24 protein-coding genes are annotated in these 26,469 nt (G+C 65.2%); 14 read left to right on the plus strand and 10 right to left on the minus strand.

Annotated elements, in window-relative coordinates; all coding sequences use genetic code 11:
* Positions 1 to 133 precede the first annotated feature (133 nt).
* From purB to holA, 3 genes are all read right to left on the minus strand, one after another.
* Positions 134 to 1,585 carry an adenylosuccinate lyase gene (gene purB / locus OTER_RS07100; protein ID WP_012374225.1) on the minus strand — a complete coding sequence of 484 codons (1,452 nt, stop codon included), beginning with the start codon at positions 1,583 to 1,585 and terminating at the stop codon, positions 134 to 136.
* A gap of 101 nt (positions 1,586 to 1,686) precedes the next feature.
* Positions 1,687 to 2,013: a pyrimidine/purine nucleoside phosphorylase gene (ppnP, locus tag OTER_RS07105; RefSeq protein WP_012374226.1), complete on the minus strand. Its 327-nt coding sequence runs from the start codon at positions 2,011 to 2,013 to the stop codon at positions 1,687 to 1,689.
* 259 nt (positions 2,014 to 2,272) lie between these two features.
* Positions 2,273 to 3,442: a DNA polymerase III subunit delta gene (holA, locus tag OTER_RS07110; RefSeq protein ID WP_012374227.1), complete on the minus strand. Its 1,170-nt coding sequence runs from the start codon at positions 3,440 to 3,442 to the stop codon at positions 2,273 to 2,275.
* A gap of 268 nt (positions 3,443 to 3,710) precedes the next feature.
* Here holA and OTER_RS07115 point away from each other — a divergent pair, with 268 nt between their 5' ends.
* The 12 genes from OTER_RS07115 (at position 3,711) to OTER_RS07170 (ending at position 16,139) form a co-directional block, all read left to right on the plus strand.
* Positions 3,711 to 5,720 carry an LTA synthase family protein gene (locus OTER_RS07115; protein WP_237702460.1) on the plus strand — a complete coding sequence of 670 codons (2,010 nt, stop codon included), beginning with the start codon at positions 3,711 to 3,713 and terminating at the stop codon, positions 5,718 to 5,720.
* A gap of 49 nt (positions 5,721 to 5,769) precedes the next feature.
* On the plus strand, positions 5,770 to 6,507 hold the full coding sequence (locus OTER_RS07120) for a cytochrome b/b6 domain-containing protein (RefSeq protein WP_012374229.1): 738 nt from the start codon (positions 5,770 to 5,772) through the stop codon (positions 6,505 to 6,507).
* A 23-nt stretch (positions 6,508 to 6,530) separates the two neighbouring features.
* Entirely contained in the window at positions 6,531 to 7,328 is a 798-nt protein-coding gene (locus tag OTER_RS07125; RefSeq protein ID WP_012374230.1) for a response regulator transcription factor, read from the plus strand.
* Positions 7,329 to 7,371: 43 nt separating this feature from the next.
* The gene (locus OTER_RS07130) at positions 7,372 to 8,748 is read left to right on the plus strand and encodes an ATP-binding protein (protein WP_012374231.1); all 1,377 of its coding nucleotides are present in this window, start codon (positions 7,372 to 7,374) and stop codon (positions 8,746 to 8,748) included.
* A complete protein-coding gene (locus OTER_RS26485) occupies positions 8,745 to 10,499 on the plus strand; it encodes a phospholipid carrier-dependent glycosyltransferase (protein ID WP_012374232.1) in 1,755 nt (584 codons plus the stop codon). The genes OTER_RS07130 and OTER_RS26485 overlap by 4 nt, the downstream gene beginning before the upstream one ends.
* Positions 10,496 to 11,674 carry a DegT/DnrJ/EryC1/StrS family aminotransferase gene (locus tag OTER_RS07140; protein WP_012374233.1) on the plus strand — a complete coding sequence of 393 codons (1,179 nt, stop codon included), beginning with the start codon at positions 10,496 to 10,498 and terminating at the stop codon, positions 11,672 to 11,674. Before OTER_RS26485 ends, OTER_RS07140 begins: the two co-directional genes overlap by 4 nt.
* A complete protein-coding gene (locus OTER_RS07145) occupies positions 11,658 to 12,602 on the plus strand; it encodes a glycosyltransferase (RefSeq protein ID WP_012374234.1) in 945 nt (314 codons plus the stop codon). The genes OTER_RS07140 and OTER_RS07145 overlap by 17 nt, the downstream gene beginning before the upstream one ends.
* 2 nt (positions 12,603 to 12,604) lie before the next feature.
* Positions 12,605 to 13,540 (plus strand): formyltransferase, encoded by a 936-nt coding sequence (locus tag OTER_RS07150; RefSeq protein WP_012374235.1) that lies wholly within the window; start codon positions 12,605 to 12,607, stop codon positions 13,538 to 13,540.
* 71 nt (positions 13,541 to 13,611) lie between these two features.
* Positions 13,612 to 14,649 carry a bifunctional UDP-4-keto-pentose/UDP-xylose synthase gene (locus OTER_RS07155; RefSeq protein WP_012374236.1) on the plus strand — a complete coding sequence of 346 codons (1,038 nt, stop codon included), beginning with the start codon at positions 13,612 to 13,614 and terminating at the stop codon, positions 14,647 to 14,649.
* An 84-nt stretch (positions 14,650 to 14,733) separates the two neighbouring features.
* Positions 14,734 to 14,922 carry an addiction module protein gene (locus OTER_RS07160; RefSeq protein ID WP_158305382.1) on the plus strand — a complete coding sequence of 63 codons (189 nt, stop codon included), beginning with the start codon at positions 14,734 to 14,736 and terminating at the stop codon, positions 14,920 to 14,922.
* Entirely contained in the window at positions 14,919 to 15,230 is a 312-nt protein-coding gene (locus OTER_RS07165) for a type II toxin-antitoxin system RelE/ParE family toxin (RefSeq protein WP_012374238.1), read from the plus strand. Before OTER_RS07160 ends, OTER_RS07165 begins: the two co-directional genes overlap by 4 nt.
* A 3-nt stretch (positions 15,231 to 15,233) precedes the next feature.
* The gene (locus OTER_RS07170; RefSeq protein WP_012374239.1) at positions 15,234 to 16,139 is read left to right on the plus strand and encodes a 4-deoxy-4-formamido-L-arabinose-phosphoundecaprenol deformylase; all 906 of its coding nucleotides are present in this window, start codon (positions 15,234 to 15,236) and stop codon (positions 16,137 to 16,139) included.
* Positions 16,140 to 16,318: 179 nt separating this feature from the next.
* Here OTER_RS07170 and OTER_RS07175 read toward each other — a convergent pair whose 3' ends face one another.
* From OTER_RS07175 to OTER_RS07210, 7 genes are all read right to left on the minus strand, one after another.
* On the minus strand, positions 16,319 to 17,473 hold the full coding sequence (locus OTER_RS07175; protein WP_012374240.1) for an LptF/LptG family permease: 1,155 nt from the start codon (positions 17,471 to 17,473) through the stop codon (positions 16,319 to 16,321).
* A gap of 85 nt (positions 17,474 to 17,558) precedes the next feature.
* A complete protein-coding gene (locus OTER_RS07180; protein ID WP_012374241.1) occupies positions 17,559 to 18,263 on the minus strand; it encodes an HAD family hydrolase in 705 nt (234 codons plus the stop codon).
* Positions 18,264 to 18,514: 251 nt separating this feature from the next.
* Positions 18,515 to 19,594, minus strand: coding sequence for a PA0069 family radical SAM protein (locus OTER_RS07185; RefSeq protein WP_012374242.1), 1,080 nt, complete (start codon positions 19,592 to 19,594; stop codon positions 18,515 to 18,517).
* A gap of 150 nt (positions 19,595 to 19,744) precedes the next feature.
* Entirely contained in the window at positions 19,745 to 21,289 is a 1,545-nt protein-coding gene (locus tag OTER_RS23845; protein WP_012374243.1) for an MFS transporter, read from the minus strand.
* 42 nt (positions 21,290 to 21,331) lie between these two features.
* Positions 21,332 to 22,363: a zinc-binding alcohol dehydrogenase family protein gene (locus OTER_RS07200; RefSeq protein WP_012374244.1), complete on the minus strand. Its 1,032-nt coding sequence runs from the start codon at positions 22,361 to 22,363 to the stop codon at positions 21,332 to 21,334.
* Positions 22,364 to 22,391: 28 nt separating this feature from the next.
* Positions 22,392 to 23,345 carry an aldo/keto reductase gene (locus tag OTER_RS07205; protein WP_012374245.1) on the minus strand — a complete coding sequence of 318 codons (954 nt, stop codon included), beginning with the start codon at positions 23,343 to 23,345 and terminating at the stop codon, positions 22,392 to 22,394.
* Between the two features lie 151 nt (positions 23,346 to 23,496).
* Complete coding sequence (locus tag OTER_RS07210; protein WP_012374246.1) at positions 23,497 to 24,339, minus strand: amidohydrolase family protein; 843 nt, start codon at positions 24,337 to 24,339, stop codon at positions 23,497 to 23,499.
* 127 nt (positions 24,340 to 24,466) lie between these two features.
* Between OTER_RS07210 and OTER_RS07215 the strand changes: the two genes are divergently transcribed.
* On the plus strand, positions 24,467 to 25,342 hold the full coding sequence (locus OTER_RS07215; protein ID WP_044891631.1) for a helix-turn-helix transcriptional regulator: 876 nt from the start codon (positions 24,467 to 24,469) through the stop codon (positions 25,340 to 25,342).
* 84 nt (positions 25,343 to 25,426) lie between these two features.
* A complete protein-coding gene (locus tag OTER_RS07220) occupies positions 25,427 to 26,317 on the plus strand; it encodes a tetratricopeptide repeat protein (protein ID WP_148218040.1) in 891 nt (296 codons plus the stop codon).
* Positions 26,318 to 26,469: the final 152 nt, after the last annotated feature.

Below are 26,469 nucleotides of genomic sequence, written 5' to 3' on the forward strand. Positions count from 1 at the left end.
ACCGTCGAATCGAGACGGCATCGATCAGGCGTGGGCAGGGCAGGGGGCAGGAGCCCGGTAGAGCCGCGACGCCCTCGCCGCGGTGTCCAAGCTGGAAATGCGACGAGGGCGTCGCGTCCCCAAGGGGAACCGCTTACAGCAGCCGCGCGGGCCGGTAGTCGGTGGCGCCCTTGTGCTTTTTTGCCAAGGGCTTCACGTCATCGAGAAACGCGTCGACCTGATGCGGCGCGGCGCCGACGAATCGGGCGCTTTCGCCCAAAATCGTTTGCAGCGCTCTTTTGTTCAGCCCGATCCGTTTGTCGCCAGCGAGTCGGCTGAGCAGGTCGGCATCGCCGCCGCCGGAGCGCAGTGCCTTCGCGGCCGCGAGCGTGTGCTCCTTGATGGCGGCATGCGCGGTCTCGCGACCGCCGCCTCGCTTCACCGCCTCCATCAGGATCGTCGTCGTTGCGAGGAACGGCAGGTTGCGCTCGTTCTCCGCCGCGATCGCCGCCGGGAAAACCTCCATCTGCCGCAGCACCGTGATGAACGTCTCGAGCAGTCCGTCGATCGCGAAGAACGAATCGGGCAGCGCCAGCCGGCGCACCACCGAGCACGACACATCGCCCTCGTTCCACTGGTGACCCGAGAGCCCGCTCGTCATCGTCACAAACCCGCCGAGAATCGTGGAGAAGCCGCAGATCCGCTCGCAGTTTCGCGCGTTGACCTTGTGCGGCATCGAGGAGGAGCCGACCTGGCCTTCCTGGAATCCCTCCGTTACCAACCCGGCGCCGGCCATGAGTCGCACCGTGGTGGCGCAGCTCGCGGCCGCGGCGCCGACCTGGTGCAGCGCGGACACGACCTCGAAATCAAGGCTGCGCGGATAAACCTGTCCGACCGCAAACAGCGAGGCGCGGAAACCCAGATGGCGCAGCACGCGCGCCTCGAGCTGGTCGACCTTGCCGCTGTCGCCGCCGAGCAGCGTGAGCTGGTCGAGCTGGGTGCCGACGGCGCCCTTCAATCCGCGCACCGGGTAGCGTTCGAGCAATTCCTCGAGCCGGGTGAACGCGATCAGCAGTTCCTGGCCGAACATCGCGAGCCGCTTGCCGAGCGTGGTCGGTTGCGCCGGGACGTTGTGCGTGCGGCCGGTGATCATCAGATCGCGATGCGCCTCGGCCTGCCGGCCGAGCGCGAGCAGCGCGGCGGCGGTTTTGAACCGCACGGTTTTCAGCGCGCGAAAGATCTGCAGCTGTTCGACGTTCTCCGTGAGATCACGGCTCGTAAGCCCGAGGTGGATGAACTGGCGCTTGGCGAGATCGGAGAATTCCTCGATGCGCGCCTTGACGTCGTGGAGGGTGACGCGCTCGCGCTTGTCGATCGAGGCGAGGTCGATCTGGCCCTTCACGCGCTCGTAGTCCTTGATGGCGTCGGCGGGGATTGGGACGCCGAGGTCGCGCTGTGCCTTCATCACCGCGATCCAGAAATCGCGCTCCAGTGCGATGCGGCCCGTCTGCGACCAGATGTCTTTCATCGCCACGGAAGCGTAGCGCTCGGCAAGAACGTTCGGAATGGGCGCGGCGGTGGGGAAGGGCGTGGGCGTGTCGTTCACGGCAGGCGGTGAGGGCTAAGCGACGTCCTGCAGGTTGGCGAACGGAAAGTGAGACAGCGCGGGGTCGAAGGTGGCACGGCCGTCTCGCCCGTGCCACTCGTTCACAGGAACGAGCAGACGTATTCGCAGATGCCGCTGGTCACCTCGATGTCGAACCCGGACTTGCCGGGCACGTCGAATTGCTGGCCGGCGGCGTAGTCGCGCGTTTCGGTTGCGCCGTCGAGCTTGGCCCGGCACGAGCCGGCGACGATCTCCATCCGTTCCGGCGCACCGGTGCCGAAGTGGTAGTTGCCGGGGTAAATCAGCCCGAGGGTTTTCTTCACCCCATCGGCGAAGACGATCGTGTGGCTCACCACCCGGCCGTCGAAGTAGACGTTGGCCTTGGTGACGGCAGTGACGTTGGCAAACTGCGCAGGGACGGAGGACATGGGGCCGGGAGCATCGGCAGCGGGCTCCCGGTGGGCAAGACTGCAACCGCGGCGTCTTTTCTCCCCGCTCCGAGCCTCCGTAAAGAGTAACCTAATGGGTTACTCTTTGGTTTCGTCGGCGCGCGGCTTGGGGGGGCGATTTCACCTCTGAAACGCGAACGAAAAACGGCCCCGGAGATGCCGCGAGGAGTTAACAAAGAAACAACCCGTTAGGTGCTCTTTGGGAGAAACGCGCGGGGCGCGCTCAAAGGGTGACGCGTCAGGCCGCGAGACAACGTACGGCCATTTCGCGCAGAACATCCTCCTGCTCCTGCGGCCGGCGGATCAATTCCTCGAATGCGGTGATGAACTCCTGCTGGTTGTCGATCAGCCGGCGCAGCGAAGGGAGCTTCGCGCTGCCGGCCAGCTTGCCGACATACCACGGATTTTGCGTAAAGAGATTGAACGAACTCTTCTCGGTCGCACCGGTGAACTTCGCGGCGTAGGTCGCGCCCGCTTTCGGCAAGCCGTCGAGCCCGCGTGGACCGATCCGCGCCTCGCCCGCATCGATCAGCGCCCGGACCTGCAACAGGATTCGGTTGCGGTTCTGCAGCGCGGCGAGGATCGGCCGGGCGGCATTCGGCTCCGCGAAGAACTGCCGCTCGAGCGCGGCGAGCGTCCATTTCAGGTCGCCGCTGAAAAACGCCTCCGCCGCCTCGAAGAAATCGCCTTCGGCGACGTTGGGCGTGAGCTCGCCGACGTGGGCCTCCTCGATCGGCTGGCCCTCGCCGGCGTAGTTCGCGAGCTTGTGCACCTCCTCGACCAGCAAGCGCGTGTTCGCGCCCACGCGGACGAGCAGCAGCCGGACGGCATCGGGCGTGATCGTCGCGCCGACCGCTTTGGCCTCGGCGAGCACGACGCCCTCGAGCGCGGCGCCGTCTCCCGCGTCGGCGGCCACGAGCGTGAAGTCGGCGTTCTTCTCGCACCATTTCGGAAACGCCCGGCGGCGATCCACCGGCGCGGCCGTGATGAGCACTGCCGTCTCCGCGGGATCGATCTTCGTCAGAATTTCCTGCAGGTCCTCGAGCAGCTTCAGTGTGCTTTCCGCCCGACCGGTGACCGAGTCGGCCAGGAAGTTGACGTCTTTCAGCCAGACCACGCGGCGACCGCCGAACATCGAGATCGTCTGCACGGAATCGCGGAATCGGTTGATCGCGGATGCGACCTCGCCGACGTTGTTGGCAAACCCGCTCAGCACCTCGCGGGAAAACTCGTCCGGCACCTCGGCCGCCAGCGCGGCGAACTTTTCCGCCCCGAGCCGGCCGACGAGGAAATCGTCGGGGCCGCAGATGAAAGTGAAATTCCGGCCGGCGGGCATGGCGCGATTTGGGAAGCGGGACGGCGGCAGGGCGACAAAAAACTTCCGCGGCGCGCGGACGTTCGCATTCATGAGGGTACAGGCAGGAGATGGCGCGGCTGGTTGAGCCCGGGCCGGACGCAACGACCCGGCTACGCTGCCGCAATGCGGCCGGACAGGAATCTGCGAGTTGCGGGATAGTTGCGTATCATCCACACATGAACAGTAATTCATGCATCGTTCATACCCGGTTAATGCTTTTCGGGCATGCTACCCCTATCGAAACAAGCGTTTCGATCTCCCGACTCTGTCTTCCCCCAAGCCGCAGCGATGCGGCGATCCAGCTCCCACCGCTCCTTCTGTGAAAGTTCTCTCCCTGGTGAAGTCCGCCCTCGCCCGCCGCGACGGCGGCGTACTGCTGTTTGTGGTACTCTTCGTGAGCGTGTCCTGGCTCACTCGTTTGGCTCTGGGTCTGAAGGCATGGTCCGCCGTGTCGCTCGATTCGAGTCTGCTGGCGGCGGCAGCGTGGGCGCTGGCCTACGACCTCGGTGCCGCGTTGCTGTGGTCCTTGCCGCTCGTCGTGGTGTTGGTGCTGCTGCCGCGGCGCTTCTTCACCTCGTGGTGGGGACGATCGGCCGCGCACCTCGGGTTCTTCGTGGGGCTTTACGCGCTGTTGTTTGGCGGCGTGGCCGAATGGTTTTTTTGGGACGAGTTCGGCGTGCGGTTCAATTTCATTGCGGTCGACTACCTCGTCTACACGAAGGAGGTCATCGGCAACATCCGCGAGTCGTATCCGCTCCCGTGGGTGTTCGCCGGCCTTGGCGGCGCGACACTCGCGGGCTACTGGCTGTGGCTCCGTGCCGGCCTGATGAACCGGTGGCTTGCCGCGGAGCCCGAGCGGTTCCGCTGGCGGCTCGCGCGCGGCGGCGCGTGGATCGTGGCGACGATCGCGGTGGCGGTGACGCTGAACTCGGAGCAGATGCCGGGCTTTGCCAATAACTACAACCGCGAGCTGGCGAAGAACGGGCTGTGGTCGTTGTTCGCAGCCTTTCGGAACAACGAACTCGATTACGACCAGTTTTATCCGACGCTGCCGGTGGACGAAGCCTTTCAGCGCGTGCGGACCGAGCTCGCGGCCGATCGAAGCGACCCGCTTGGCGACGATGCGCGGGACACGCTGCGGTTCGTCCGCGGCGAGGGTGCCGAGCTGCATCCGAACGTCATCCAGATCACGGTCGAGAGCCTGAGCGCGGAGTTCCTCGGCCGCTACCATCAGGGGTCCACGCTGACGCCCAATCTGGACGCGCTTGCCGCGCGCAGCCTGGTTTTCGACAATCTTTACGCGACGGGCACGCGGACCGACCGGGGCATGGAAGCGCTGACGCTCAGCCTGCCGCCGACGCCGGGCCGCTCATTGATCAAACGGCCGCACAACGAGCACCTGTTCACGCTCGGCTCGGTGTTCCGCAGCCGGGGTTACGACACGGCGTTCCTCTACGGTGGCTACGGTTACTTCGACAACATGAACTATTTTTTCGGCCACAACGGCTATCGCGTGGTCGATCGGGCGTCCGTGGCCGGCAACGACATCACCTTCGCCAATGCATGGGGCGCGTGTGACGAGGACCTTTACCGCTGGACGCTGCGTGAAGCGGATGCGGCGCATGCCGCCGGCAAGCCGTTTCATTTCTTCGTCATGACCACATCGAATCACCGGCCGTATACCTACCCGGAAGGCCGGATCGATCTGCCGTCGAAAATCTCGGGTCGCGCGGGCGCGGTGAAATACACCGACTTCGCGATCGGCCAGTTCCTGCGCGACGCCGAGTCGAAGCCGTGGTTCCGCAACACCGTGTTCGTGGTCGTGGCGGATCATTGCGCGTCGGTGGCGGGCCGCACGACGTTGCCGGTGCAGAACTATCACATCCCGATGCTCATTTACGCGCCGGGCGGACAGGTCGCGCCGGGGCATGTGACGGAGTTGATGAGCCAGGTGGATTTCGCGCCCACGCTGCTCGGGCTGTTGCGCTGGAGCTACGCGAGCCGGTTTTTCGGCTGGGATGTGCGCACCGCGACGGGCGACCGCCGCGCGCTGATCGGCAACTACCAGAAACTCGGACTCTATGAAACGGGCATGCTGAGCGTCGTCATGCCGGTGCGCGCGGCGGAGGAATACAGCTACGATGCGACGACCTTCGCGCTCACGCCGCGCCGCGCGGAATTCACGCCCGAGGCCATTGCGTATTATCAGACGGCCAGCTACCTCTTTCGTCATCGCCGCTATCGCGAGCTGTCGCCCGAGGAGCAGGCACACTTGCTTCGTGAGGCGCAGCACGCTCGTCCGCCGAGCGCAACGGTGGCCGTGCATTGATGTCCAAGTCAGCGAACTCACCCGCCTGTCTGTTTGGAAAGGAACTCCGATGAACAAAACACTGGTTTGGGACCTGCCCGTGCGCGTGTTGCATTGGGCGATTGCGCTGTCGATCACCGGCGCGCTCGTGCTCGGATTGGGCGTCGACGACGACAGTCCGTGGTTCGCTTATCACATGCTGTGCGGCCTTTGGGCCGGCGGGAGCATTTTTCTCCGCCTGATCGTGGGCCTCATCGGGTCGCGGAACGCGCGGTTCTCGAGCTGGCCCTGGTCCGTGCCAGCCTTGGGGCGGTACCTGCGTGACGTCGTCGCCGGCCGCGCCACCGCGTACGCCGCGCACAATCCGGGTTCGGTCTGGATGGCGGTCGTCGTGTTCGCATCCGTGCCGTTGCTTATCGGGACGGGACTGCTCGGCGGCGGCGAACGTTTCGAGGAGCCGCACGAGGTGCTCGCCTATGTGCTGCTCGGCGCCGTGGTGCTCCACTTGCTGGGCTTGGTGCTGCACACGCTGCGCCATCGCGAGAACATTGCGTGGTCGATGGTGAACGGCCGGAAGGTCGCGCCGGCCGCGAGCGCGATCCCGCACCAGGGCGCGTGGGCCGGGCTGGCGGTGGCGGCGCTCGTGGCGCTGATGGCCATCGGGCTGTTCCGCGGTTACGATCCGTCCACCGGTCGCGTGCACGTGCCGGCGATCGGGCTCGCTCTGACGCTGAACAGCGAGGCCACCGCGAAGCCGGCCGGGGAACATCGCGAAGAACGCGAGCGCCACCATCACGATCACGATTGAGCCGCCGGGAGACAGGCGCGGCCATGGATTTGATCGCAGCGGACGAGTCGGCGGACGAGCCCAGCGGCTCGTCCGCGGGCGGGGAGCTTGGCGGGTCGGCGGAGAGTTACGCTCGCTTTTCCGACGCAGCCGGGCTGTATCTGCCGTTGAATGCGATGAAGATACTCGTGGTCGAGGACGAGCGCCGCGTCGGGCAGTTCGTCGAGAAGGCGCTGACGGAGCAAAACTACACCGCGCGGTTGGTGCGCACCTGCGCCGAGGCCCGCGATGTGCTGGCGGAATCGACCTTCGACGCCGTGGTGCTGGATCTGGGGCTGCCGGACGGCGACGGACTCGATCTGCTGCGGGAGTGGCGGGCCAGCGGGTTCAACGAACCGGTGCTCGTGCTGAGCGCGCGCGACGCCGTCGGCGATCGCGTGCGCGGGTTGAACATGGGTGCGGACGATTATCTGCCGAAGCCGTTCAGCGTCGACGAAGTGGTGGCGCGGGTCCGGTCTTTGCTGCGGCGGCATGCGGGCGTGAAGACGACCGTGCTCACCCACGGACCGGTGCGCATGGACTTGCTCGGTCGCAGCGTCACCTGCGCCGGCCGGCCGGTCGAGCTGACCAGCCGCGAATACGCGCTGCTGGAGCTGTTCCTGCAGAATCCGCGCCGGGTGCTGACGCGGACGCTGATCGCGGAAAAGGTATGGGAGGCGAGTTACGATCTCGAGACCAACCTGATCGACGTCTACGTACGCCGGCTGCGCCAGAAGCTCGAGGCGCCCGGCCAGCCGCCGCTGATCAAGACGATTCGCGGCACCGGTTATCAGCTTTCGTGAATCGGGCGCATGTGCGGCCCCGGCTCGAGCTCCAGCGAACTCCATGAGATCGTTCACCGCCCGTGTCACCTGGCAATTCGCGGCGCTCGTCACGGCGACGACCGCGTTGGTGCTGGCCGTGGGCGGCTGGCTGCAGTCGCGCGCCGCGGTGCGCGGGCTCGATTTTCTCAACGCGGCGGAGTTCGAGGAGCTGCACGCCCGGCTGGGCGAGGAACCGCGCGGAGTGACGCGTCAGGAAGTGGATCAACGCGTGCGCGCGCATGCGACGATCGATGCTTCCCAATATTATTTTCAAGTCAGCACGCGCTCCGGCGTGGTGCTGTTTCGCTCGGACAACCTCGACGACCTGCAGCTACCCCTGCCGCAGACCGAGCAGCGGCAGTCGGCGGTGCTGCCCGAGATCGGCCGTGTGCGGGTGGCCGAATTCGTGACCGGTGATCTGCGGGTGCAGATCGCCAGTTCGCTCGAACCGGTGGAGCGGTTGCTGGGCGCCTATGCGCAGACGAGCCTGATGCTGCTCGGCGGCGTGGCGCTGGCGAGTGTGGGACTCGGCTGGTATTTCGCGCGGCTGACGCTGCGGCCAGTGCGGGCCATCCGCGAAACGGCCAGCCGGATCGGCGCGGAGACGCTGAGTGAACGCATTCCGCTGCCGCCGGGCCGCGACGAACTGACGGCGCTGGCGGATTTGCTGAACCAGATGTTCGACCGGCTGGAAGGGTCGTTCGCGCAGGTGAAGCGGTTCACCGCGGACGCGTCGCACGAGCTGAAAACACCGCTGGCGCTGCTGCGGCTCAACGCCGAGAAGCTGCGCGGCCGACTGGCGGCCGATGCGGAGGCCAGCGCGGCGGTCGACGAGATGCTGGAGGATCTCGATGCGTTGCGTCGGGTGATCGACACGCTGCTGTTTCTCGCCAAGGCGGAGAGCGGCAGCCTGGCGCCGGCGATGAGCGAAATTTCCGCGGCGGAGTGGGTGAGGAGTTTTGGCGAAGATGCGGCCGTGATGAGCGAGGAGCGCGGTGTGGTTTTTGCAGTGACGCGCGCGGATGCAGGCGCCGTGCAGTGTGAACCGACGCTCGTCCGGCAGGTGTTGCTCAACCTGCTCACCAACGCGCTGCGGGTCGTGCCGGCGGGCGGACGGATCGAACTCGAATCCACCGTGACCGAAACGAGCTGGCGGTTGACGATGTCCGACGAAGGTCCGGGGCTGCCGCGCGAACAGGTGGAGCGGGTTTTCGAGCGATTTGTGCGGTTCGCGCATGGCGCGGTGGACGACGCGCAGCCGAACGGGCACGGGCTCGGGCTGGCCATTTGCCGGAGTATCGCGGGGCTCCACGGTGGGCGGATTCACGCCGAGAACCGGACGGAGCGTAGGGGCTTGCGCGTCGTGCTCGAGCTGCCCATTTCTGGCGTTCGCTCGTGAACGCCCCTCTGCCTGCACCTCGAACCTCCTCCACTGGCTGGGCGCGCGACCTCGGTTGGCTGCTGCTCGCCTTCGCGCTGCTGTTCGGGCTGCGGCTGGGCTCGCATCCGTTGGCGAATCCCGACGAGGCCCGCTACGCGGAGATCCCGCGCGAAATGCTGGCGAGCGGCGACTGGGTCACGCCGCGGCTGAACGGCGTGAACTATTTTGAGAAACCGCCGCTGGTGTATTGGGCCGAAGCGGTGAGCCTGCGCGTGTTCGGTCTGAACGATTGGGCGGCCCGGCTGCCGGCCGCGGCGTTCGCGCTGGGCGGGCTGGCGCTGACGTATGCGGCGACGCGCCGGATGTTCGGCCGCGCGGCGGGACGCTGGGCGGCGGTGGTGCTGGGCAGTTCGCTGCTTTATTTCGTGCTTGCGCGGACGCTGCTGCTGGACGGCGCGGTGTCAGTGCTGATGAGCGCCACGTTGTTTTGTTTCATCCTTGGCGTGCGCGAACCTGTGGCCGGGGGCGCCGACCCCGGCCCGGCCTCAGCGAGGCCGGCGACAAGAATAGCAGGGCTGTCGCGCCGCCGATGGTTTTTCTACGGGCTGTATGCCAGCGCGGCGCTCGCGGTGCTGACCAAGGGGCTGATTGGCGTGCTCCTCAGCGGGCTCGTGATGTTCGTGTGGCTCCTGGTGTTTAACCAGTGGCGACGACTCCGGCCGCTCTATCTGCCGACGGGCATTGTGCTGTTCCTGCTGATCGCCGCGCCCTGGCACCTGCTGGTGGCGCAGCGGAATCCCGACTGGGCGCATTTCTATTTCGTGCGCGAACACTGGGAGCGGTTCACGACGACCACACATGGGCGGTTCGAGCCGTGGTGGTATTTCGTGCCGATCCTGTTTGTCGGCACGTTCCCCTGGATGGGTTTCCTGCCAATAGCCGTGAAACGGTTTCTCGCCGGCGGCTGGGCGGCGCGGAAAGAGCAGGCGGACCGGTGGTATTTCGCCACGTGGGCGCTGGTCATATTTCTGTTCTTCAGCAAGTCGCAGTCGAAGCTGATTCCCTACATCCTGCCGGTGCTGCCGGCGCTGGCGGCGATGCTGGGATGCTACTTGGCGGAGCTGCGGCGCAATGCGGCGGCAAGACCGCGACTGCGCGATGGATTTGGATTGTTCGGCTTGGTGGCGGTGCTGCTCGGCGCGGCGTTCCTCACTGTCGCGCTGCGACCGAACCTCGTGCGGAACGTGGAGCCCATTGCCGTGCTGCGGCCGTATGCGTGCGTGCTCGGCGGGGTGTTGCTGCTCGGCGGCGTCCTGACGGGGTGGTTCGCGGTGCGACGCGGCGCGCGCGCGGGATTGGGGACGCTGCTCGGCACTGTGGCCGTGATGTATGCGACGCTCGGTTTCGCCCAACTGCACGTCGCCCGGCCATCCACTCGCGAACTTGCCGAGATCGTGACGGCGCGGGCGCAGCCGGCGGATCGGGTGTTGCACTATCAGGACTTCTTCCACGATTTCACATTCTATGCGCAGCGCGAGGTCGGGGTCATTGGCTATCATGGTGAGCTCGAGGTGAAGGAGGACCCGCGGGCGCTGGCCAGTGGACGGTTCATTGACGAAGCCGAGTTTCGACGCCAATGGCCGGGGCCGGACCGGCTGTGGGTTGTCGCCCGGAAGCGCGCCGTGGGCCGGTTGTTCGGCGATCCGTCGTTTCGTTATCATTTGATCGCGGAGACCCGCGGCCATTATCTGTTCAGCAACCAACCGTGAGCACTTCGCCCGCCGCCTCGACCGCGCCGTTTCTCCCGCTAACCCGTCCCACGATCGATGAGGAAACGATCGCGGGCGTGGCCGACGTGCTGCGCTCCGGCTGGATTACCTCCGGCCCGAAGGTGAAGGAACTCGAGGCGAAGCTGTTCGATTACTTCGGCGGCCGGCCGGTGCGCGTGTTCAACTCGGGCACGTGCACGATGGAGATCGCACTGCGGATTGCAGGCGTCGGCCCGGGTGACGAGGTGATCACGACGCCGCTGTCGTGGGTGGCGACGAGCAATGTCATTCTCGAAGTGGGCGCGCGGCCGGTGTTCGTGGATATCGATCCGGTGACACGGAACATCGATCTGGAGAAAATTGAACCGGCGATTACGGCGAAAACCCGCGCGCTGCTGCCGGTGGACCTCGCCGGGTTCCCGGTCGATCGCGACCGGCTGTATGCGATCGCGCGCCAACACAAGCTGCGCGTGATCGAGGACGCCGCGCAGTCGTTCGGCAGCACCTGGGGCGGCCGGCGGATCGGTTCGTTTGGCGACTTCGTCTCGTTCAGTTTCCATCCGAACAAGAACATCACGACGATCGAAGGCGGCTGTCTTGTGCTGAACGACGAACGCGAGGCGAAACTCGCGGAGCAGTATCGGCTGCAGGGCGTCGTGCGCTCGGGCTTCGATGGGATGGAGGTCGAGGTGGTCGGCGGGAAGTTCAACCTCACCGACGTCGCGGCGCGCGTGGGGCTGGGGCAGTTGCCGCACATCGACGCGTTCAACGCCAAACGCGCGGAGCTGGTCCGCGCCTATTTCGAACTGCTCAGCGCGCCGGCGATCGCCGCGCTCGGGCTCGGATTGCCGCCGCAGGATTTCAGCGGGAGCAACTGGCACATGTTTCAAGTCGTGCTGCCGGACGATCAGCTGACGATCAAGCGGGCGGACGTGATGGCCCAGATGCACGCGTCCGGGATCGGCACCGGCGTGCATTATCCGGCGATTCATCTCTTCGCGGTTTACCGCCGGCTCGGCTGGAAGGAGGGCGATTTCCCCTTCGCCGAGAAAGTCTGCCGAAACATCCTGACGCTGCCGCTGTTTCCGGCGATGACGCGCGACGACGTGCGGCGCGTGGTGGAGGCGCTCGTGCGAATTCTGGAGGCGAATGCGAAAAATGAGCGCCACTCCTGAGCTTTCGATCGTCATCCCCGTGTACAACGAGGAGCTGAATCTCCCGACGCTGTTCGCGCGGTTGTATCCCGTGCTCGACGCCATCGGCCGGAGCTACGAGGTGGTGTTCACCAATGACGGCAGCGCCGACCGCTCCATCGAGTTGCTGAAGGCGCAATTCGCCGCGCGACCCGACGTGACGCGCGTGATCGATTTCAACTCCAACTACGGGCAGCACATGGCGATCATGGCCGCGTTCGAACGCGTGCGCGGCACGGTGATCGTCACGCTCGACGCGGACCTGCAGAATCCGCCGGAGGAGATTCCCAAGCTGCTGGAGAAAATCGATGCCGGGCATGATTACGTCGGCGGCTACCGGCTCGATCGGCAGGACTCGCTGTTCCGGACGTGGGCCTCACGGTTGATCAACATCGTCCGCGAACACACGACGAACATCGAGATGACGGACCAGGGCTGCATGTTGCGCGCTTATCGCCGGCCGATCATCGAGGCGATCGTGCACAGCGGCGCGATCAACACGTTCATCCCCGCGCTGGCCTACAGTTTCTCGAGCAATCCGGCCGAAGTCGGCGTGAAGCACGAGGAGCGGCATGCGGGGGCCTCGAACTACTCCGTCTACAAGCTCATCCGGCTGAACTTCGACCTGGTCACCGGATTCTCGATCGCGCCGCTGCAGTATTTCACGATGTTCGCGATGGCGTGTTGCGCGGGGAGCGCGCTGTTTGTGCTCGTGTTGGCCATCCGCCGGCTGTTCTTCGACTACACCGCGGCGGAAGGTTTGTTCACGCTGTTCGGGGTCTTGTTCTTCCTTATGAGCGTGGCGCTTCTGGGCATCGGGCTGATTGGCGAGTATGTCGGCCGGACCTATCAGGTCGTGCGGGCGCGGCAGCGTTATTTCATCAAGGAAGTGCACGAGCGGAAAGAGTAGGCATGTCGAAGCCGCGAATCCTCTTCTTCGGTTACAGCGAAGTCGGCTACGAGTGTCTTTCGCTGCTGCTGGAACGCGGCGACAATGTTGTCGCGCTCGTCACGCACGAGGATAACCCGCACGAGAAAATCTGGTTCAAGACGCCGGCGCAGGCCGCCCGCGAGCGAGGGATTCCGGTGTTCACGCCCGAGTCGGTGAACACGCCGGAGTGGCGCGAGCGGATCGCGAGGCTGCAGCCGGAGCTGATCCTCTCGGTCTACTACCGGCACATGATCGGCACGAAGCTCCTGGCGCTGCCGCGGCTCGGCGCCTTCAACCTGCACGGTTCGCTGCTGCCGAAATATCGCGGCCGGGCGCCGATCAACTGGGCGGTGTTGCACGGCGAGCCGCGGATCGGGATGACGCTGCACCGCATGGTGAAGAGTGCCGACGCGGGCGCAATCGTGGATCAGGACGGTGTGGATATTGGCCCGCGCGACACCGCCGAGCAGGCGTTCCGGAAAGTGCTGCCGTGCGCCCGGCGGGTGCTCGCGCGGCAGATCGATGCGCTGCTCGCCGGTACCGCGAAGGAGAGGCCGCAGGACGATACGCAGGCGACCTACTTCGGCGGACGAACGCCCGAGGACGGCCGGATCGACTGGACGCGGAGCAGCGCGCAGATTTTCAACCTGATCCGCGCGGTGACGGATCCGTATCCGGGCGCGTTCACGGACGTGGGCGGCGCGCGACTGATGGTCTGGTGGGCCGAGCAGGATTCCGCCGCGACGAGCGACCGCCGCGGCCGGCCGGGCGAGGTGTTGTCGCTCAATCCGCTCGTGATCGCGACGGGAGACGGCGCGCTGGAGTTGACGAAGACGGAATGGCGCGCGGCGCCGGTGCCGGAGCTGCAGGTTGGGCAGGTGCTGGAATCGACGGCGCCAACTCCGCCCGCATCGTAACCGGCGCGGCTACAGCGGCCGGAGTGTTCTGTCGTGTCATTTCGGGATTTCGTGGTTAACCCTCGTTTCTGATGCCCCTCAAAGTTCTCATCCTCGGAGTCAACGGCTTCATCGGCAGCTCGCTCACGCGCGCGATCCTCAAGCACAAGGATTGGGAGGTCTACGGCATGGACATCGGCAGCCACAAGCTGGAGGACAGCCTCAACCATCCGCGCTTCAAGTTCGTCGAGGGCGACATCACGATCAATCGCGAGTACATCGAATACCACGTGAAGAAATGCGACGTGGTGATCCCGCTCGTCGCCATCGCGAATCCGATTCAATACGTGAAGGACCCGCTGCGGGTGTTCGAGCTCGATTTCGAGGCGAACCTCGACGTCGTCCGCAAATGCGCGAAATACCGGAAGCGGATCATTTTTCCGTCGACGTCCGAGGTCTACGGGATGTCGCCCGATCGCGAGCTGAACGAGGCGACGAGCGCGTTGGTGTATGGACCGATCGAGCGGCAGCGCTGGATCTACGCCTGCTCGAAGCAGCTGCTCGATCGCGTGATCTACGCCTACGGCGTGCGCGACAACGTCGACTACACGCTGTTTCGGCCGTTCAACTGGATCGGACCGAAGCTCGACGATGTCATGGAGCCAAAGGAGGGCAGTTCGCGGCTGTTCACGCAGTTCATCTCCAACGTGATTTTCCAGAAGCCGCTGCAGCTGGTCGACGGCGGCCGGCAAACGCGCTCGTTCACCTTCATCGATGACGGCATCGACGCGTTGCTGCGAATCATCGAGAACAAGGATGGCTGCGCGTCGCGGCAGATCTTCAATCTCGGCAATCCAAAGAACGAGGTGAGCGTGGTCCAGTTGGCGAAGCTGATCATCGCCGCGTTCAAGGATTATCCCGACTACGCCGAGCACGTCGCGAAGGCGAAAACGGTGGTGGTGCCATCCGGCAAGTACTTCGGAAAATACTACCAGGACATTCAAAAGCGCGTACCCTCGATCACCAACGCAACGAAGCGGCTCGGCTGGAAGCCGAAGGTCGCGTTGCGCGAAGCGATCAAGCGCACGCTGGATTACCATCTCGCGCACAAGGACTATCAGCTGGAGTGAGGCGTATCGTGGGGTTGGTTGACTCCGCTCGGTCGCGCGCCATCTTCGACGGACATGGGTAGTATCTCGACGCGCTTTCCCGGTTTGGCGGAGGCCTCTCTCGAGGAGAAACTCGCGCTGATCGATGAACTCTGGGATGCGGTGCGTCGCTCCGGCGTGCCTCCGATTCCACGGGAGCACCTAACCGAATTGGAACGGCGAGTGACGCTGGTGGCTGAAGACCCATCGATTGCGCTGACGCCGGCGCAGGCTCGTGCGTTGCTGCGAAAGTGAAGAAGGCGGTGAAGATTGTGCCTTGGGTCGTCTCAGACGATCTCCAGGCGATCTATGACTACCACCGGTGTTTCTCAGCTGAGAAGGCCGAACGCATCCTCGAAGAATTCGATCGGATCGTGGCGTTGATCGAACTGAACCCATCGTTGTTTCACGAGCGAGACGCGGGGTGGCGGGTCTACCCGTTCGAATCAGGCACGTATCTGTTGTATTACCGCGAACTCGAAACCATGTGGCTCGTCGCCGGTGTGTTTCATGCCCGGCGACATCCTCACTGGATTCGCAACCTGCTTGGGCAACGACGCTAAACCATGCCCCTCCGTCTCGCCCTCAAAGTCGACGTCGACACCGATCGCGGCACGCGCGACGGCGTGCCGAACCTGGTGGCGGATTGCCGCGCGATCGGTGCGCCCGCGTGCTTTCTGTTCTCGCTGGGGCCAGACCAGACCGGCCGTGCGATCACGCGGGTGTTGCGGCCGGGTTTCTTCAAAAAGGTGAGTCGCACGAGCGTGGTGCAGATCTACGGCGTGCGCACGCTGCTGAACGGTACGTTGCTGCCGGCGCCGCATATCGGCCGACGGCACGCCGCCACGATGCGGGCGGTACGCGACGCCGGCTTCGAGGTCGGCATCCACTGCTACAACCACTACCGCTGGCAGGACTACCTGCAGCGGATGACGCAGCCGGAAGTCGACGCGGAGTTCCTGGCCGCGCGTGCGGAGTTCCGGCGGATCTTCGGTGCTGAAGCACACACTGCCGGCGCGGCAGGCTGGCAGAGCAACGCGCGCAGCCGGCACGCTTACGACGCGGCCGGCCTGCGGTATGCGAGCGACACGCGGGGTGGGGCGCCGTTCTTTCCGCGGATCGCAGGCCAAGTGTTCCGCACGCTCGAAATTCCCAGCACGCTGCCGACGTTCGATGAACTGATGGGCCGGCCAGAATACCCGGACGATGCGATCGTCGATCACTATCTCTCGTTGTTGCGCGATGATCTCGTGAACGTGCTGACGATTCACGCGGAGATCGAGGGGATGGGGCGGCGCGCGCTGTTTGGTGAATTGCTTTCGGCGCTGCGGCGGACGGGCGTGGAGTTCGTCCGGCTCGACGACTACGCGCGGGAATTGCTCGCCAACCGCGCGGCGATTCCCGTGCGCGAGCAGGTGATGGCGGAAATCGACGGCCGCTCAGGACTCGTGGCCGCGCAGGCGCCGGACTGACGGCGTGTCGCGAAACGGACCGGGGACGCGGGCTCGTCGGGCCCGCCGCGCCCTTCGATCGTGACTCATCCTTCCGGCCGGCCCAGCCCTACCTTTTGCCCGATTGGTTGCGGCAAAATCGCGGGGGGGATCTTCAGCCGCTCTCGGTGGGCGTGCCTACGGTTGGAATGTCGACGGGGCTACCGCCGCTCGATCCGCGCCATCAGCCACAGGCCGAAGCCGATGAGGATGAAGTTGGGCAGCCAGAGCAGCAGGTCGGGCCGATACTCGGGATGTCGGTCCAGCACCTTGATCACGACGGTCATGAGGTAATACACCAGCGTGATTCCCACCGCGACGGCGAAGTTCGCCGACGTCTCACGGCGCGAAACCTTGATCCCGAGCGGCACGCCGATCAGCGCGAGCGAGAACACCGCGAGCGCCGTGTTGATCTTGTCGTGAAACACGATCGCGAGCTTCATGCGCGTCCGGCGGGCCTGCTTCGCCTCGGCGGCGTCGGCCGGCAGCGGCTGCGCGGCGAGCCGCTCACCCTCGGCCTGCAGCTGACCATAGGTCATCCATTCCTGTTTCATCCGAATGCCGGCGTTGCGGCCGAAGAAGCGGTTCAGCGAGAGTTGAATCGGACCCCATTGTCCGAGCGACGCAACGAGCTGCGGCTTTTCGAAGCGCTCCGGATTTTCCTTCGCGCGCGACTCCACTTTCGCCTGCGTGAGCGTCAGCATCAGCGAATTGTTGGGCTCGTCATAATCGAAGCGACCCGACGCAGCGCGAACGAACCGCTCGACGCGACCTTCGGCATCAAGTTCCCACAACCAGAAGTCGCGCATGATGCCGCCCTGCTTTTCGCCCACGTAGACGACGTAACCCGGAAAGCTGCGGATGAACGTTTTCGGCACGATCAGGTTGAGCGGGTTCGCCTGAATCGCCGCGGCGAAGCCGCGCTCGTATTCGACGCGGGCCCGCGGCATCGATTCGAAATTCAGGTAGATCCCGAGCGCCGAGCCCATCGCGGCCAGCAACAGGATCGGCCGGACGATCCGCGGAATGCTCAAGCCCACGGCGCGCATCGCCGTGACTTCGCTGTCGGCCGACAACCGGCCCAGCGTGAGCAGCACGCCCGTCAGCATGCCCATCGGCAGCGCGTAGGACAGCGCGAGCGGCAGCAACGTGAAGACGAGCCGGGCGAACACGAGCAGCGAGAGCTGCCCGGTGAGCACGTAGGCCAGCATGTCCCGAAGAACATTAGGGACCAGGACGATGAACGTGAACAAAGCCACCGCGGCGGCGCAGGTGAACAGGACGCTTTTGAAGAGATAGCGATCGAGGAGATTCAAGCGGAGGACGGTGCCGGGCGATTAGTCGCACACGCACGGCGCGCTGCCAAGGCGGTTCGTCGTCACGGTGGCATGTGTCACCACCTCAGCGAGCGGGTGCGGCCAGCAACGACGGCAACTCGCCCAAGGTGGAAATTTGAAAGAAACGTCCAGGCGCCTCGGGCACCGCGGTGGCGCGTTCGTGCGCCCACGTCAGCGCATAGGGGACGTGCACCGCCGAGCCGCCGAGCGCGAGCACGGGCAGGATGTCGGATTTCAGCGAGTTGCCGACCATGAGGAACTCGGTGGGCGGGATCCCGCGCCGCTGCAGAATCGTGGTGTAGGTCGGCTCGTTTTTCTCCGACACGATTTCGATGCCGCGGAAATGCGAAGCGATGCCGGACTTCGCGAGCTTGCGCTCCTGATCGCGCAGGTCGCCTTTCGTGATCAGGAGCAATTCGTGGGTGGGTGCGAGCGTGGCGAGCACCTCGCTGACGCCCTCCAGCAGTTCCACCGGGTGGTTCAGCATCTCGCGGCCGAGTCCGATGATCGTGCGAATCTCCTGGGCGCTGATCTTGCCGTCGGTGAGCTCGATCGCGGTCTCGACCGTGGAAAGCATGAAGCCCTTGATGCCGTAGCCGTAGAGCTCGAGATTGCGCATCTCGGTCGCGAAGAGCGTGCGGTCGACGGTGGCGGCGTCGTGATAGTGGGCGAGCAGCGCGCGATACCGCTCGTGCACGCGTTCGAAAATCGTCTCGTTGTGCCAAAGCGTGTCGTCGGCATCGAACCCGATCGCGCGGAGGTGCTGCATGGCCGAATGCAAATCCGCCGGCCGCGCCCCACGCAAGCCCCGCTGCCGGCTTCGAAGGGGTGCAGTACGTGACACTTTCGGGCGGGCGCGGGCGCGTGCATGAGGACAGATGGAACCCGGTGCCCCGCCGGGTTGGGTTGGACGTGAATAGCGCGCGGCGGCCGCAGCCCGGTGGGACGCCGGGCGTCACCCGGAGCACCTCGAGCATGCGCGTCGTTGCGAGACCGCTCCAAGCCGCGACGACTGTTCGCTCAAAACAACTCCAGCTGATTTCCACCCGGACGGCGGAAATGCTCCGTGGACAGCGCGGGGCTTTCGTCGTTCAGGCCGTGCCGACGGCAAGCGATCTCGAAGACGCGGCGCAGGTGTTCGGCCCAGATGCCTTGTCCGCTCCAGCGCTGCGCCCAGTCGCTGTCGTAGAGCGAGCCGCCGCGAAGCGCGCGCAGCCGCTCGACGACGCGCGCTTTCTTGTCTGGCTCGTGATCGTCGAGCCAGCGCAGGAACACGTCCTTCACCGAATATGGCAGGCGCAAAACGATATAGCCCGCCTGCCGCGCGCCCGCCGCCGCCGCGGCGGCGAGGATTCCGGGCAGCTCGTGATCCGTGAGCCCGGGGATGGTCGGCGCGACCATCACGCCCACGGGGATCCCGGCGGCGCTCAATTCGCGGATCGCGTTGAGCCGTGCCGGCGGCCGCGAGGCGCGTGGCTCCAGCTTGCCGGCCAGCGTGCTGTCGAGCGTCGTGACAGAGAAGTTCACGCGGACGCAGTGCCAGCGGGCGAGTTCGCGCAGCACGTCGAGATCGCGAGTGACCAACGCGTTTTTCGTGATGATCGAAATCGGGTGCCGCAGCTCGGCGCAGACCTCCAGGCAGTGACGACTCAGCCGGAAATGGCGTTCGGCCGGCTGGTAGCAGTCGGTGACTCCGCTCATGGCGATCAGCTGCGGCTGCCAGCGTGGCGCGCCCAACTCGCGGCGAAGCAACTCGGGCGCGCGCAGTTTCACGAGAATCTTGGTTTCGAAATCGAGCCCGCTGCTCCAGCCGAGATACTCGTGAAATGGCCGGGCGAAGCAGTAGGCGCAGCCGTGCTCACAGCCGCGGTAAGGGTTGAGCCCGTATTCGAAACCGACGTCGGGACTTTGATTGCGCGTCAGCAGCGATTCGCTGGCGTCGAAGAAAAACTGCGTGCGGGGATTCGGGCGTTCCTCCGGTGGGCAGTCGCACCACTCGGCATCCGCGGGATCGAGGCTCAGGTGCTGCGACTCGAACCGGTTCGGCGGATTAATGTTGGCGCCGCGGCCAATAGGGGGAGTTGCGCCACATGTGTTCACCTGAACACAGGTGAGTCGTTTCGCGGCGGGTGCAAGTCGATCCGGCGATGGCGCTCCCGGGAGGCATTCAGCCAGGTCATCGACCTGGCTTACAACCCGCCGGTCACGTTGAAGGCCATGGCGGTGCGATGGCTCTTCTGCTCGCAGTGCCTATCCGTGCCGGTGGGGCGCGACCGCGGTCGAACCGTTGGTGCCGCTGAGCTTCGACCAGAAGAAACCGTAGAGCGCGATGACCGCGAAGCACCCGAGTGGCATCAGGAAAGCGATCGACATGTCGTAGACGTCGCCCAGCCGACCCATGAGCTTCGGCATCAACGCGCCGCCGGTGATGGACATGACGATAAACGCCGAGGCTTTCTTTTTCGAGTCGGAGCCCAGTCCGTGGATGCCGAGCGAGAAGATGGTCGGAAACATGAGCGACATGAAAAAGAAGGTGCCGAACACCGCCATCACGGAGAACTGCGGAATCTTCATGACGACGAGAGCGCAAAGCACGGCATTGATCGCGGCATACAGGCCGAGCACGCGATGGGCCGAAGCCTTGCTCAGAATCGCCGCCCCGATCACCCGGCCGATGAAGAAGAGGAAGAACCCAACGCTCAGCAGCCGGCTCGCGCCCGAGTCGGTCAGGCGCCAGAGCCCCTCCAGCTGGCCGACGCCATCGCTGCCGCCCAAGATCCAATTGACGAAACCACTTTGGCGAAGCCCATCCGTGACCGTCGGGATCTCGGTCATGTAGTTGATGAAAAAGCTGAAGATTCCGGCTTGGGCCGCCACATAGGCGAACTGCGAAATCGTGGCGCCCGAAAAGTGGGGATGGCCCCAGATGCTGTGCGTCGTGAGGCGTCGCGAAATGCGCCACAGCCATACGGCGATGATCACGAGTGGCGTCAGATAAAACCATCCACGAATCTCGATCATCATGACATAGGTCAGAATGGCGTAGACGGAGAAGACCAGCACGCCTGCGCCGGCCAGCATGAGCGTAAAGGCCAGCCCTGGGTGCGCGATCACCTCGCCGGTCCGGACGGGTTCGTCGGTGTGATACTCGTCCTCCACCTTGATTTCCGGCAGCTTCGCGCGCCAGAAGAGCACCACGAGACCCAGGACAAAAATCGCGATGATGAGATACGGGATGTAGAGCGTCTTGCTCGCCGCCTCGGCGCCGCCCGTGGTCGCATAGAAAAACTTCGACGCGATGACCGGCCCCATGATCCAGCCGAAGCCGTTGAACGACTGGGCGAGGTTGATGCGGAAGGTGGCTTTCTCCTGCGGACCGAGGACAGTGGTGTAGGGATTGGCCACCGTTTCCAGCACCGTGAGCCCCATCGCGACGAAACAGACGCCCAACAGGAAGCCCCAGAACTGCGCGATGTAGGTGGCCGGCACGAACCAGAAGCCTCCGAGCGAGACGAGCAGTAGCCCGAAGATGATGCCGCCCTTGTAGCCGATCTTTCTCGTGATCAGCCCCGCCGGCAGCGCCATGAGAGTGTAGCCAAAATAGTGCGCGAACTGCACCCAGGCCGACTGCGCCTTGGAGAGGCCCAGCAGGTTCTGAAAGTGCTTGTCCATCGTGTCGATCATGCTGTTGAGCACGGCCCAAAGCATGAAAAGCGTCGCGACGAGGAAGAACGCGGCGGCGTAGCTGCGTCCGTCGGGCGATTGAAAGACGCCGCGGGATTTCGGGGTAGTCATGTTTGGGGTGAAACGAGTGGGGAAAACGGCGGTGGGCCCGGATCAATCCGCGACGTGGATCATCGCTTTCAATACTCCGGAGGCGGGCTCGGTCCAGCTCGAGAAACGGTCCGGCACGTCGGTCAGCGCGGCCCGATGAGTGATCCAGGGCGTGGTGTCGACGCGTCCAGACTCGACGAGATCGATGATCCGGCGGAAATCCTCCGGGCGCGAGTTGCGGCTGGCGAGTAGCGTGAGTTCGCGCCGGTGAAAATTCGGATCGTTGAACGTCACGTCGCCGGGAAACAGTCCGACGAATACGAGCCGGCCACCCGGCGCCGGATAGTGAAACGCCGCTGCCATCGAGGCCGCGTTGCCGGTCGCGTCGAAGACCGCCGTGGGCAGATCGCCGGCGGTGAGTTCACCGAGCCGCGCGGCCACGTCGGCGTCCCGCGCGTCAATCAGGTCGCTAGCCGCAAGCGCCAGCCGCTCGTGGCAGAAGGCGAGTCGGGCTGGGTTGACGTCGACGACGAGCACGCGGGCTCCGGCGGCGAGGGCAAACTGGATCACGGAAAGCCCAATCGGTCCCGCGCCGAGCACGGCGACCGTCTCGCCGGGAGTGACGGCGGCGCGCTGGACCGCGTGGGCGCCGATACCCAGCGTTTCCACCAGGGCGAGCTGATCGAAGGAAAGGAGGCGGGACCGGTGCAGCTTGGCCGCGGGCAGGACCAAACGTTCACGCATTCCGCCGTCGACATGGACGCCGAGCACCTGCAGATCGCGGCAGCAGTTGGGTTTTCCCTGGCGGCAGGCGATGCAACGGCCGCAGTTGAGATAAGGCTCGACGGCACAGCGGTCGTTCGCGGCGACGTTGGTCACTCCGGCGCCGACGGCGAGAACCTCGACGCCTAGCTCGTGGCCGAGGATGCGCGGGTAGGAAAAGAACGGCTGCCGGCCGGCGAAGGCGTGCAGGTCGGTGCCGCAGACTCCGACGCGGTGCACGCGCACCAACGCCTCGCCGGCGCCTGGCGCGGCGGGTTCGGGCGAGGTGGCGCCGATCAGTCGGCCGGGTTCCTGGAGAATCAGCGTGTTCATAACAGCAGCAGCAATTCGGCGGGTGCGCTCAGCCGATGATCGGGTCGCGGTTTTCCGGCCGACCGCGGGTAAAGTTGTGATTGTGGATCGGCTGCAGAATCTCGAGCACCCGCGCCAGCAACTCGCGATCGACCGGTTCGCTGGCGTACGCGATGTTGCGGCGGATGTTTTCCGAGCTGGCACTGCCCACCAGCGTCGTGGCGATGCCCGGGTGCGCGACGGCGAACTGAATCGCGAGTTTCACGATGTCGGCGCCGACCGACTGGCAAAATTCGACGGCCCGTCGCGCGCCGGCGACGAGCGCGGGCGGAGCGGGATGCCATGACGGCACGCCGCGGGGCGTGAGCAGACCCATGCCGATCGGCGAGGCGTTGATCACGCCGACGCGCTTTTGCTCGAAGTAGGGGAGGAGCGATTCGAGCGAGGAGTCGTTGAGCTCGTAGTGGCAGAACGAGAGCACCGTCTCGACTGCACCGGGGGCCACGCGATCGATGACTGCGGGGAAAATCTTCAGCGGCAGCCCGGTGATCCCGATGTGTCCGATTCGGCCGGCTTGTTTCAGCTGCAGCAGGGCCGGGATGGTTTCGGTGACGATCTGGTCGAGCGACGCGAACTCGATGTCATGGCACTGCAGCAGATCGATGTAGTCGACGCCCAGCCGCGCACAACTTTCGTCGAGGCTGCGGGTGACCCGTGCAGCCGAGAAGTCGAATTCGCCTTCGCCGTATTGACCAGCCTTGGTCGCCAGAAAATAGCGATCGCGGGGAATTTCCCGGAGGGCCTTGCCGAGCACCGTCTCGGCGCGCGTGGCGCCGTAGTAGGGCGACACGTCGATGAAGTTGATGCCGAGGTCCACCGCGGTATGCACGGTGCGGATGCTTTCCGCGTCGTCGGTGGTCCGGAAAACACCGCCCAGCGAGGACGCGCCGAAGCTGAGGATCGAGACGTCGAGACCGGTGTTTCCGAGGCGGCGGCGGTGCATGGAAAGGAAATTCAGCCGAGAGCCGAGCGTCCAGAGCGGAGAGCCGGAGCCGTTGAGAGTTGAGCGTTGAGAGTTGAGAGCCGAAAGCCGCCAACTGGAGGCAACCGGTTCCCGGCGCGGCAATGTAGGCTCTGGATTCGCGGCTGCATGGTCACGACTGATCAGCGAGTCGATAGAACGCCGTCGCCGTGCCACCGAGAACCGCGGCGCGTTCATCGGCCGACAAGGTCCGCACGCAGTCGTCCACGAAAGCGAACCAGCGGGCGTAGTCGGCGGCGACGAGGCAGACCGGCCAATCCGAGCCGAACATCAGCCGGCGCGGACCGAACGTTTCGAGCGCGACGTCGAAGTAGGGGCGGAGCAACTCGGGCGTCCAGTGCCAGCCGGGCACCTCGGTGACGACGCCGGAAAACTTGCAGCAGATCCGCTCGCGCCGGGCGAGTTCGCGGAGTTGTTCGCGCCACTCGCGCGGCGGTGCGCCCTGCACGACGGGCTTCGCAATGTGGTCGAGCACGATGCGGAGCGACGGATGCCGATCCGCCCACGCAACGGCTGTCGGCAACTGCCGGGCGAAGATCAGGAGATCGTAAGTCAACCCGCGCGCGCTGACCTCCTCGAGCGCCTCATTGAACTTGGCGTCCGCGAAATAGCCGTCCGGTTCGGCCTGCAGGACGTGCCGGAGGCCTTTGAATCGCGGATTCGCGGCAAACCGATCGAGCAACGCTCCGATCCGCGCGCCCTCGTCTGCGAGCGGCAGCCAGCCGACCACGCCCTTGACCAGCGGATGCGCCGCCGCCAGCTGCAGCAGCCACTCGGTCTCGGCGAGCGACTGTCGCGCCTGGACGGCCACGCTGCCATCGAGTCCGACCGTGGACAGATGAGGCGCCAGGTCCGCCGGCAGGAAATCGCGGCGAATGGCCTGCAGGGAATCGTCGATCCACCCGTAGTCGGCGGCACGGTAGCGCCAGAAGTGTTGGTGGGCGTCGATCTGCATGCGCAGGGGGCGGGGAGGCAGGACAAGCGTAGCCGATTGTCGGGAGGAGTTGAATGGCGGTTCTTGCCCGTGGAATGGCGATTCTTGACTCGTTGCTTTCCGGAGCTGACCTGGCTTTGCTCGCGTGATGCCCCGCCGTTCTCTGCCGTTGCCTGGGTTTATGTCGAGTCAAGTGGCCGAGGCGCGGAGGTTTTATGTGGAACGAACCTCGGACGGCGGGCCGGGACCGTTCGTGGTCGGCGGCGGCTGGGAGCGCTGCGCGGTGGACTATGAGATCCGGCGAGCAGGGTTTCCGCACGTCACGCTCGAGTTCGTGGCGGGGGGGCGCGGCGATCTGCAGATGAACGGCCGATCGCATGCGCTGACCCGCGGCTGCGTGTTCGCTTACGGCCCGGGGATTGCGCACGCGATCACGACCGATCCCGCGGACCGATTGTCCAAATACTTCGTCAACTTTTCGGGCCGTGGTGCTGCGGCCGTGATGCGGTCTGCGGGGCTGACGCTGGGCGAATGTCACGCGGTGGCCGCGGTCGACGAGGTGCAGGCAGCATTCGAGCAGTTGTTGTTCGCCGGGCGACGCGGCACGCGAACCGGAGCGCGGATCGCGGCGCTGCAGGGGCAGATCCTGCTGCTGCTGGTGTCCGAGGTCCGGTTGCCCAACGCACAGCGGTCGAATCCGTCGCTCGCCACCTTCCTGCGGTGCCAGCGTTTCCTGGAGGAACATTTTCTGGCCGTGAGCACCGCGGAGGAGGCGGCGGCCGCTTGTCGGGTGGCGCCGGCGTATCTGAGCCGGTTGTTCCAGCGGTTCGCCGGCCAACCGCCCTATCGATTCTTGATGCGGTTGAAGATGCACCATGCGGCCACGCTGCTGGAGGAGAAACAACTGATCGTGCGCGAGGCGGCGGACGTGCTGGGGATGGATCCGTTCCATTTCTCCCGGGCCTTCAAGCGCGTGCACGGGCTGTCGCCGCTGGCGTTTCTGCGGAGTCGCAGCACGGGATGAACCGGTAGGTGGCACGGGCATGCGCAGTGCCGTTCCAGGTTTGCGCTGGCACCTTGGCTCAGCGACCGTGTCGCACTCCACCCCATGCATTCCTGGGTTTCCTGTCAGTTATCCGGTGCCCGCTGGCCGGCGATGAGTTGCCGCGTGTTCGTGGCTGCGGCTCTGCTTGGTCTTGCCTCCCTCCGTGCGCAGGAGAGCGAATCGTTGGCGGAGCGCGGGCTCAAGCAGTTGATCGAACAGCAGCAGGCGCTGATGGCCGAGGCGGCGAAGGAGAACCCCAAGTTCGACGAAGAGGCGTTTGCGCAGCAGATGGAGCAGGTGTGCCGCGGCTACGAGGCGCTGTTGCGCGCGAACCCGAACCTCGCACAGGGGTACGCCGCGTATGGTTACCTGCTCAGCAAGCTCGACCAGCGCAAGCAGGCGATCGTGATGCTGCTGAAGGCGAACGAGCTCGATCCGAACCAGCCGCTGGTGAAAAACCAGATCGGCAATTACCTGGCGGAAGAGGGCAAGCCGCTCGAGGCGGTGAACTATTTCCTCGCCGCGATCAAACTCGCGCCCAGGGAACCGCTTTACCACTACCAGCTCGGCACGCTGCTGCACGAAGCCCGCGACGATTTCATCACGTCGGGCGAGTGGAAGGCGGACGCGATCGACCGCGCCATCCATCACGCATTCCGGCAGGCGGCGGAACTCGCGCCGGACCGGATCGAGTTCACCTATCGCTACGCCGAGTCCTTTTACGAAATGAACCCGCCCGACTGGGACGGAGCCTTGAAGGCGTGGAGTGAACTGGAGGAGAAAGCGCCGACGCCGGTCGAGCGCGAGACGATGCGGCTGCATGCGGCGAATGTGCTGATCAAGCAGGACAAACGGGATCACGCCCGGGCGCTGCTGGAGACCGTGCAGGAGCCGGCGCTGCAAACGCAGAAACAGAAGTTGTTGGATCAACTCGCCAAACCGGCGGAGAGCTGAAAGCGCAGCGGTCCGGTTGCGCCAAACCTTCCGGCCGCCTCGCCTTCGTGGCACGGGCATCTTGCCCGTGTTGCGGTCCTGCCCGTGACGGCGGCGCGGCGAGCTTCCTCGGGCGGGATGCCCGTGCCACGGCCAAGTCGGCGCTTTCGCGT

This window comes from Opitutus terrae PB90-1 (genome assembly GCF_000019965.1).
Classification (GTDB): Bacteria; Verrucomicrobiota; Verrucomicrobiia; order Opitutales; family Opitutaceae; genus Opitutus; species Opitutus terrae.

Bases quoted from the DNA above. Each gene is read 5' to 3' on its own strand.
- ppnP (WP_012374226.1), bottom strand. From the start codon at position 2,013: ATGTCCTCCGTCCCTGCGCAGTTTGCCAACGTCACTGCCGTCACCAAG.
- holA (WP_012374227.1), bottom strand. From the start codon at position 3,442: ATGAATGCGAACGTCCGCGCGCCGCGGAAGTTTTTTGTCGCCCTGCCG.
- OTER_RS07120 (WP_012374229.1), top strand. From the start codon at position 5,770: ATGAACAAAACACTGGTTTGGGACCTGCCCGTGCGCGTGTTGCATTGG.
- OTER_RS07125 (WP_012374230.1), top strand. From the start codon at position 6,531: ATGGATTTGATCGCAGCGGACGAGTCGGCGGACGAGCCCAGCGGCTCG.
- OTER_RS07130 (WP_012374231.1), top strand. From the start codon at position 7,372: ATGAGATCGTTCACCGCCCGTGTCACCTGGCAATTCGCGGCGCTCGTC.
- OTER_RS07145 (WP_012374234.1), top strand. From the start codon at position 11,658: ATGAGCGCCACTCCTGAGCTTTCGATCGTCATCCCCGTGTACAACGAG.
- OTER_RS07150 (WP_012374235.1), top strand. From the start codon at position 12,605: ATGTCGAAGCCGCGAATCCTCTTCTTCGGTTACAGCGAAGTCGGCTAC.
- OTER_RS07155 (WP_012374236.1), top strand. From the start codon at position 13,612: ATGCCCCTCAAAGTTCTCATCCTCGGAGTCAACGGCTTCATCGGCAGC.
- OTER_RS07170 (WP_012374239.1), top strand. From the start codon at position 15,234: ATGCCCCTCCGTCTCGCCCTCAAAGTCGACGTCGACACCGATCGCGGC.
- OTER_RS07180 (WP_012374241.1), bottom strand. From the start codon at position 18,263: ATGCAGCACCTCCGCGCGATCGGGTTCGATGCCGACGACACGCTTTGG.
- OTER_RS23845 (WP_012374243.1), bottom strand. From the start codon at position 21,289: ATGACTACCCCGAAATCCCGCGGCGTCTTTCAATCGCCCGACGGACGC.
- OTER_RS07200 (WP_012374244.1), bottom strand. From the start codon at position 22,363: ATGAACACGCTGATTCTCCAGGAACCCGGCCGACTGATCGGCGCCACC.
- OTER_RS07205 (WP_012374245.1), bottom strand. From the start codon at position 23,345: ATGCACCGCCGCCGCCTCGGAAACACCGGTCTCGACGTCTCGATCCTC.
- OTER_RS07210 (WP_012374246.1), bottom strand. From the start codon at position 24,339: ATGCAGATCGACGCCCACCAACACTTCTGGCGCTACCGTGCCGCCGAC.
- OTER_RS07215 (WP_044891631.1), top strand. From the start codon at position 24,467: ATGCCCCGCCGTTCTCTGCCGTTGCCTGGGTTTATGTCGAGTCAAGTG.
- OTER_RS07220 (WP_148218040.1), top strand. From the start codon at position 25,427: ATGCATTCCTGGGTTTCCTGTCAGTTATCCGGTGCCCGCTGGCCGGCG.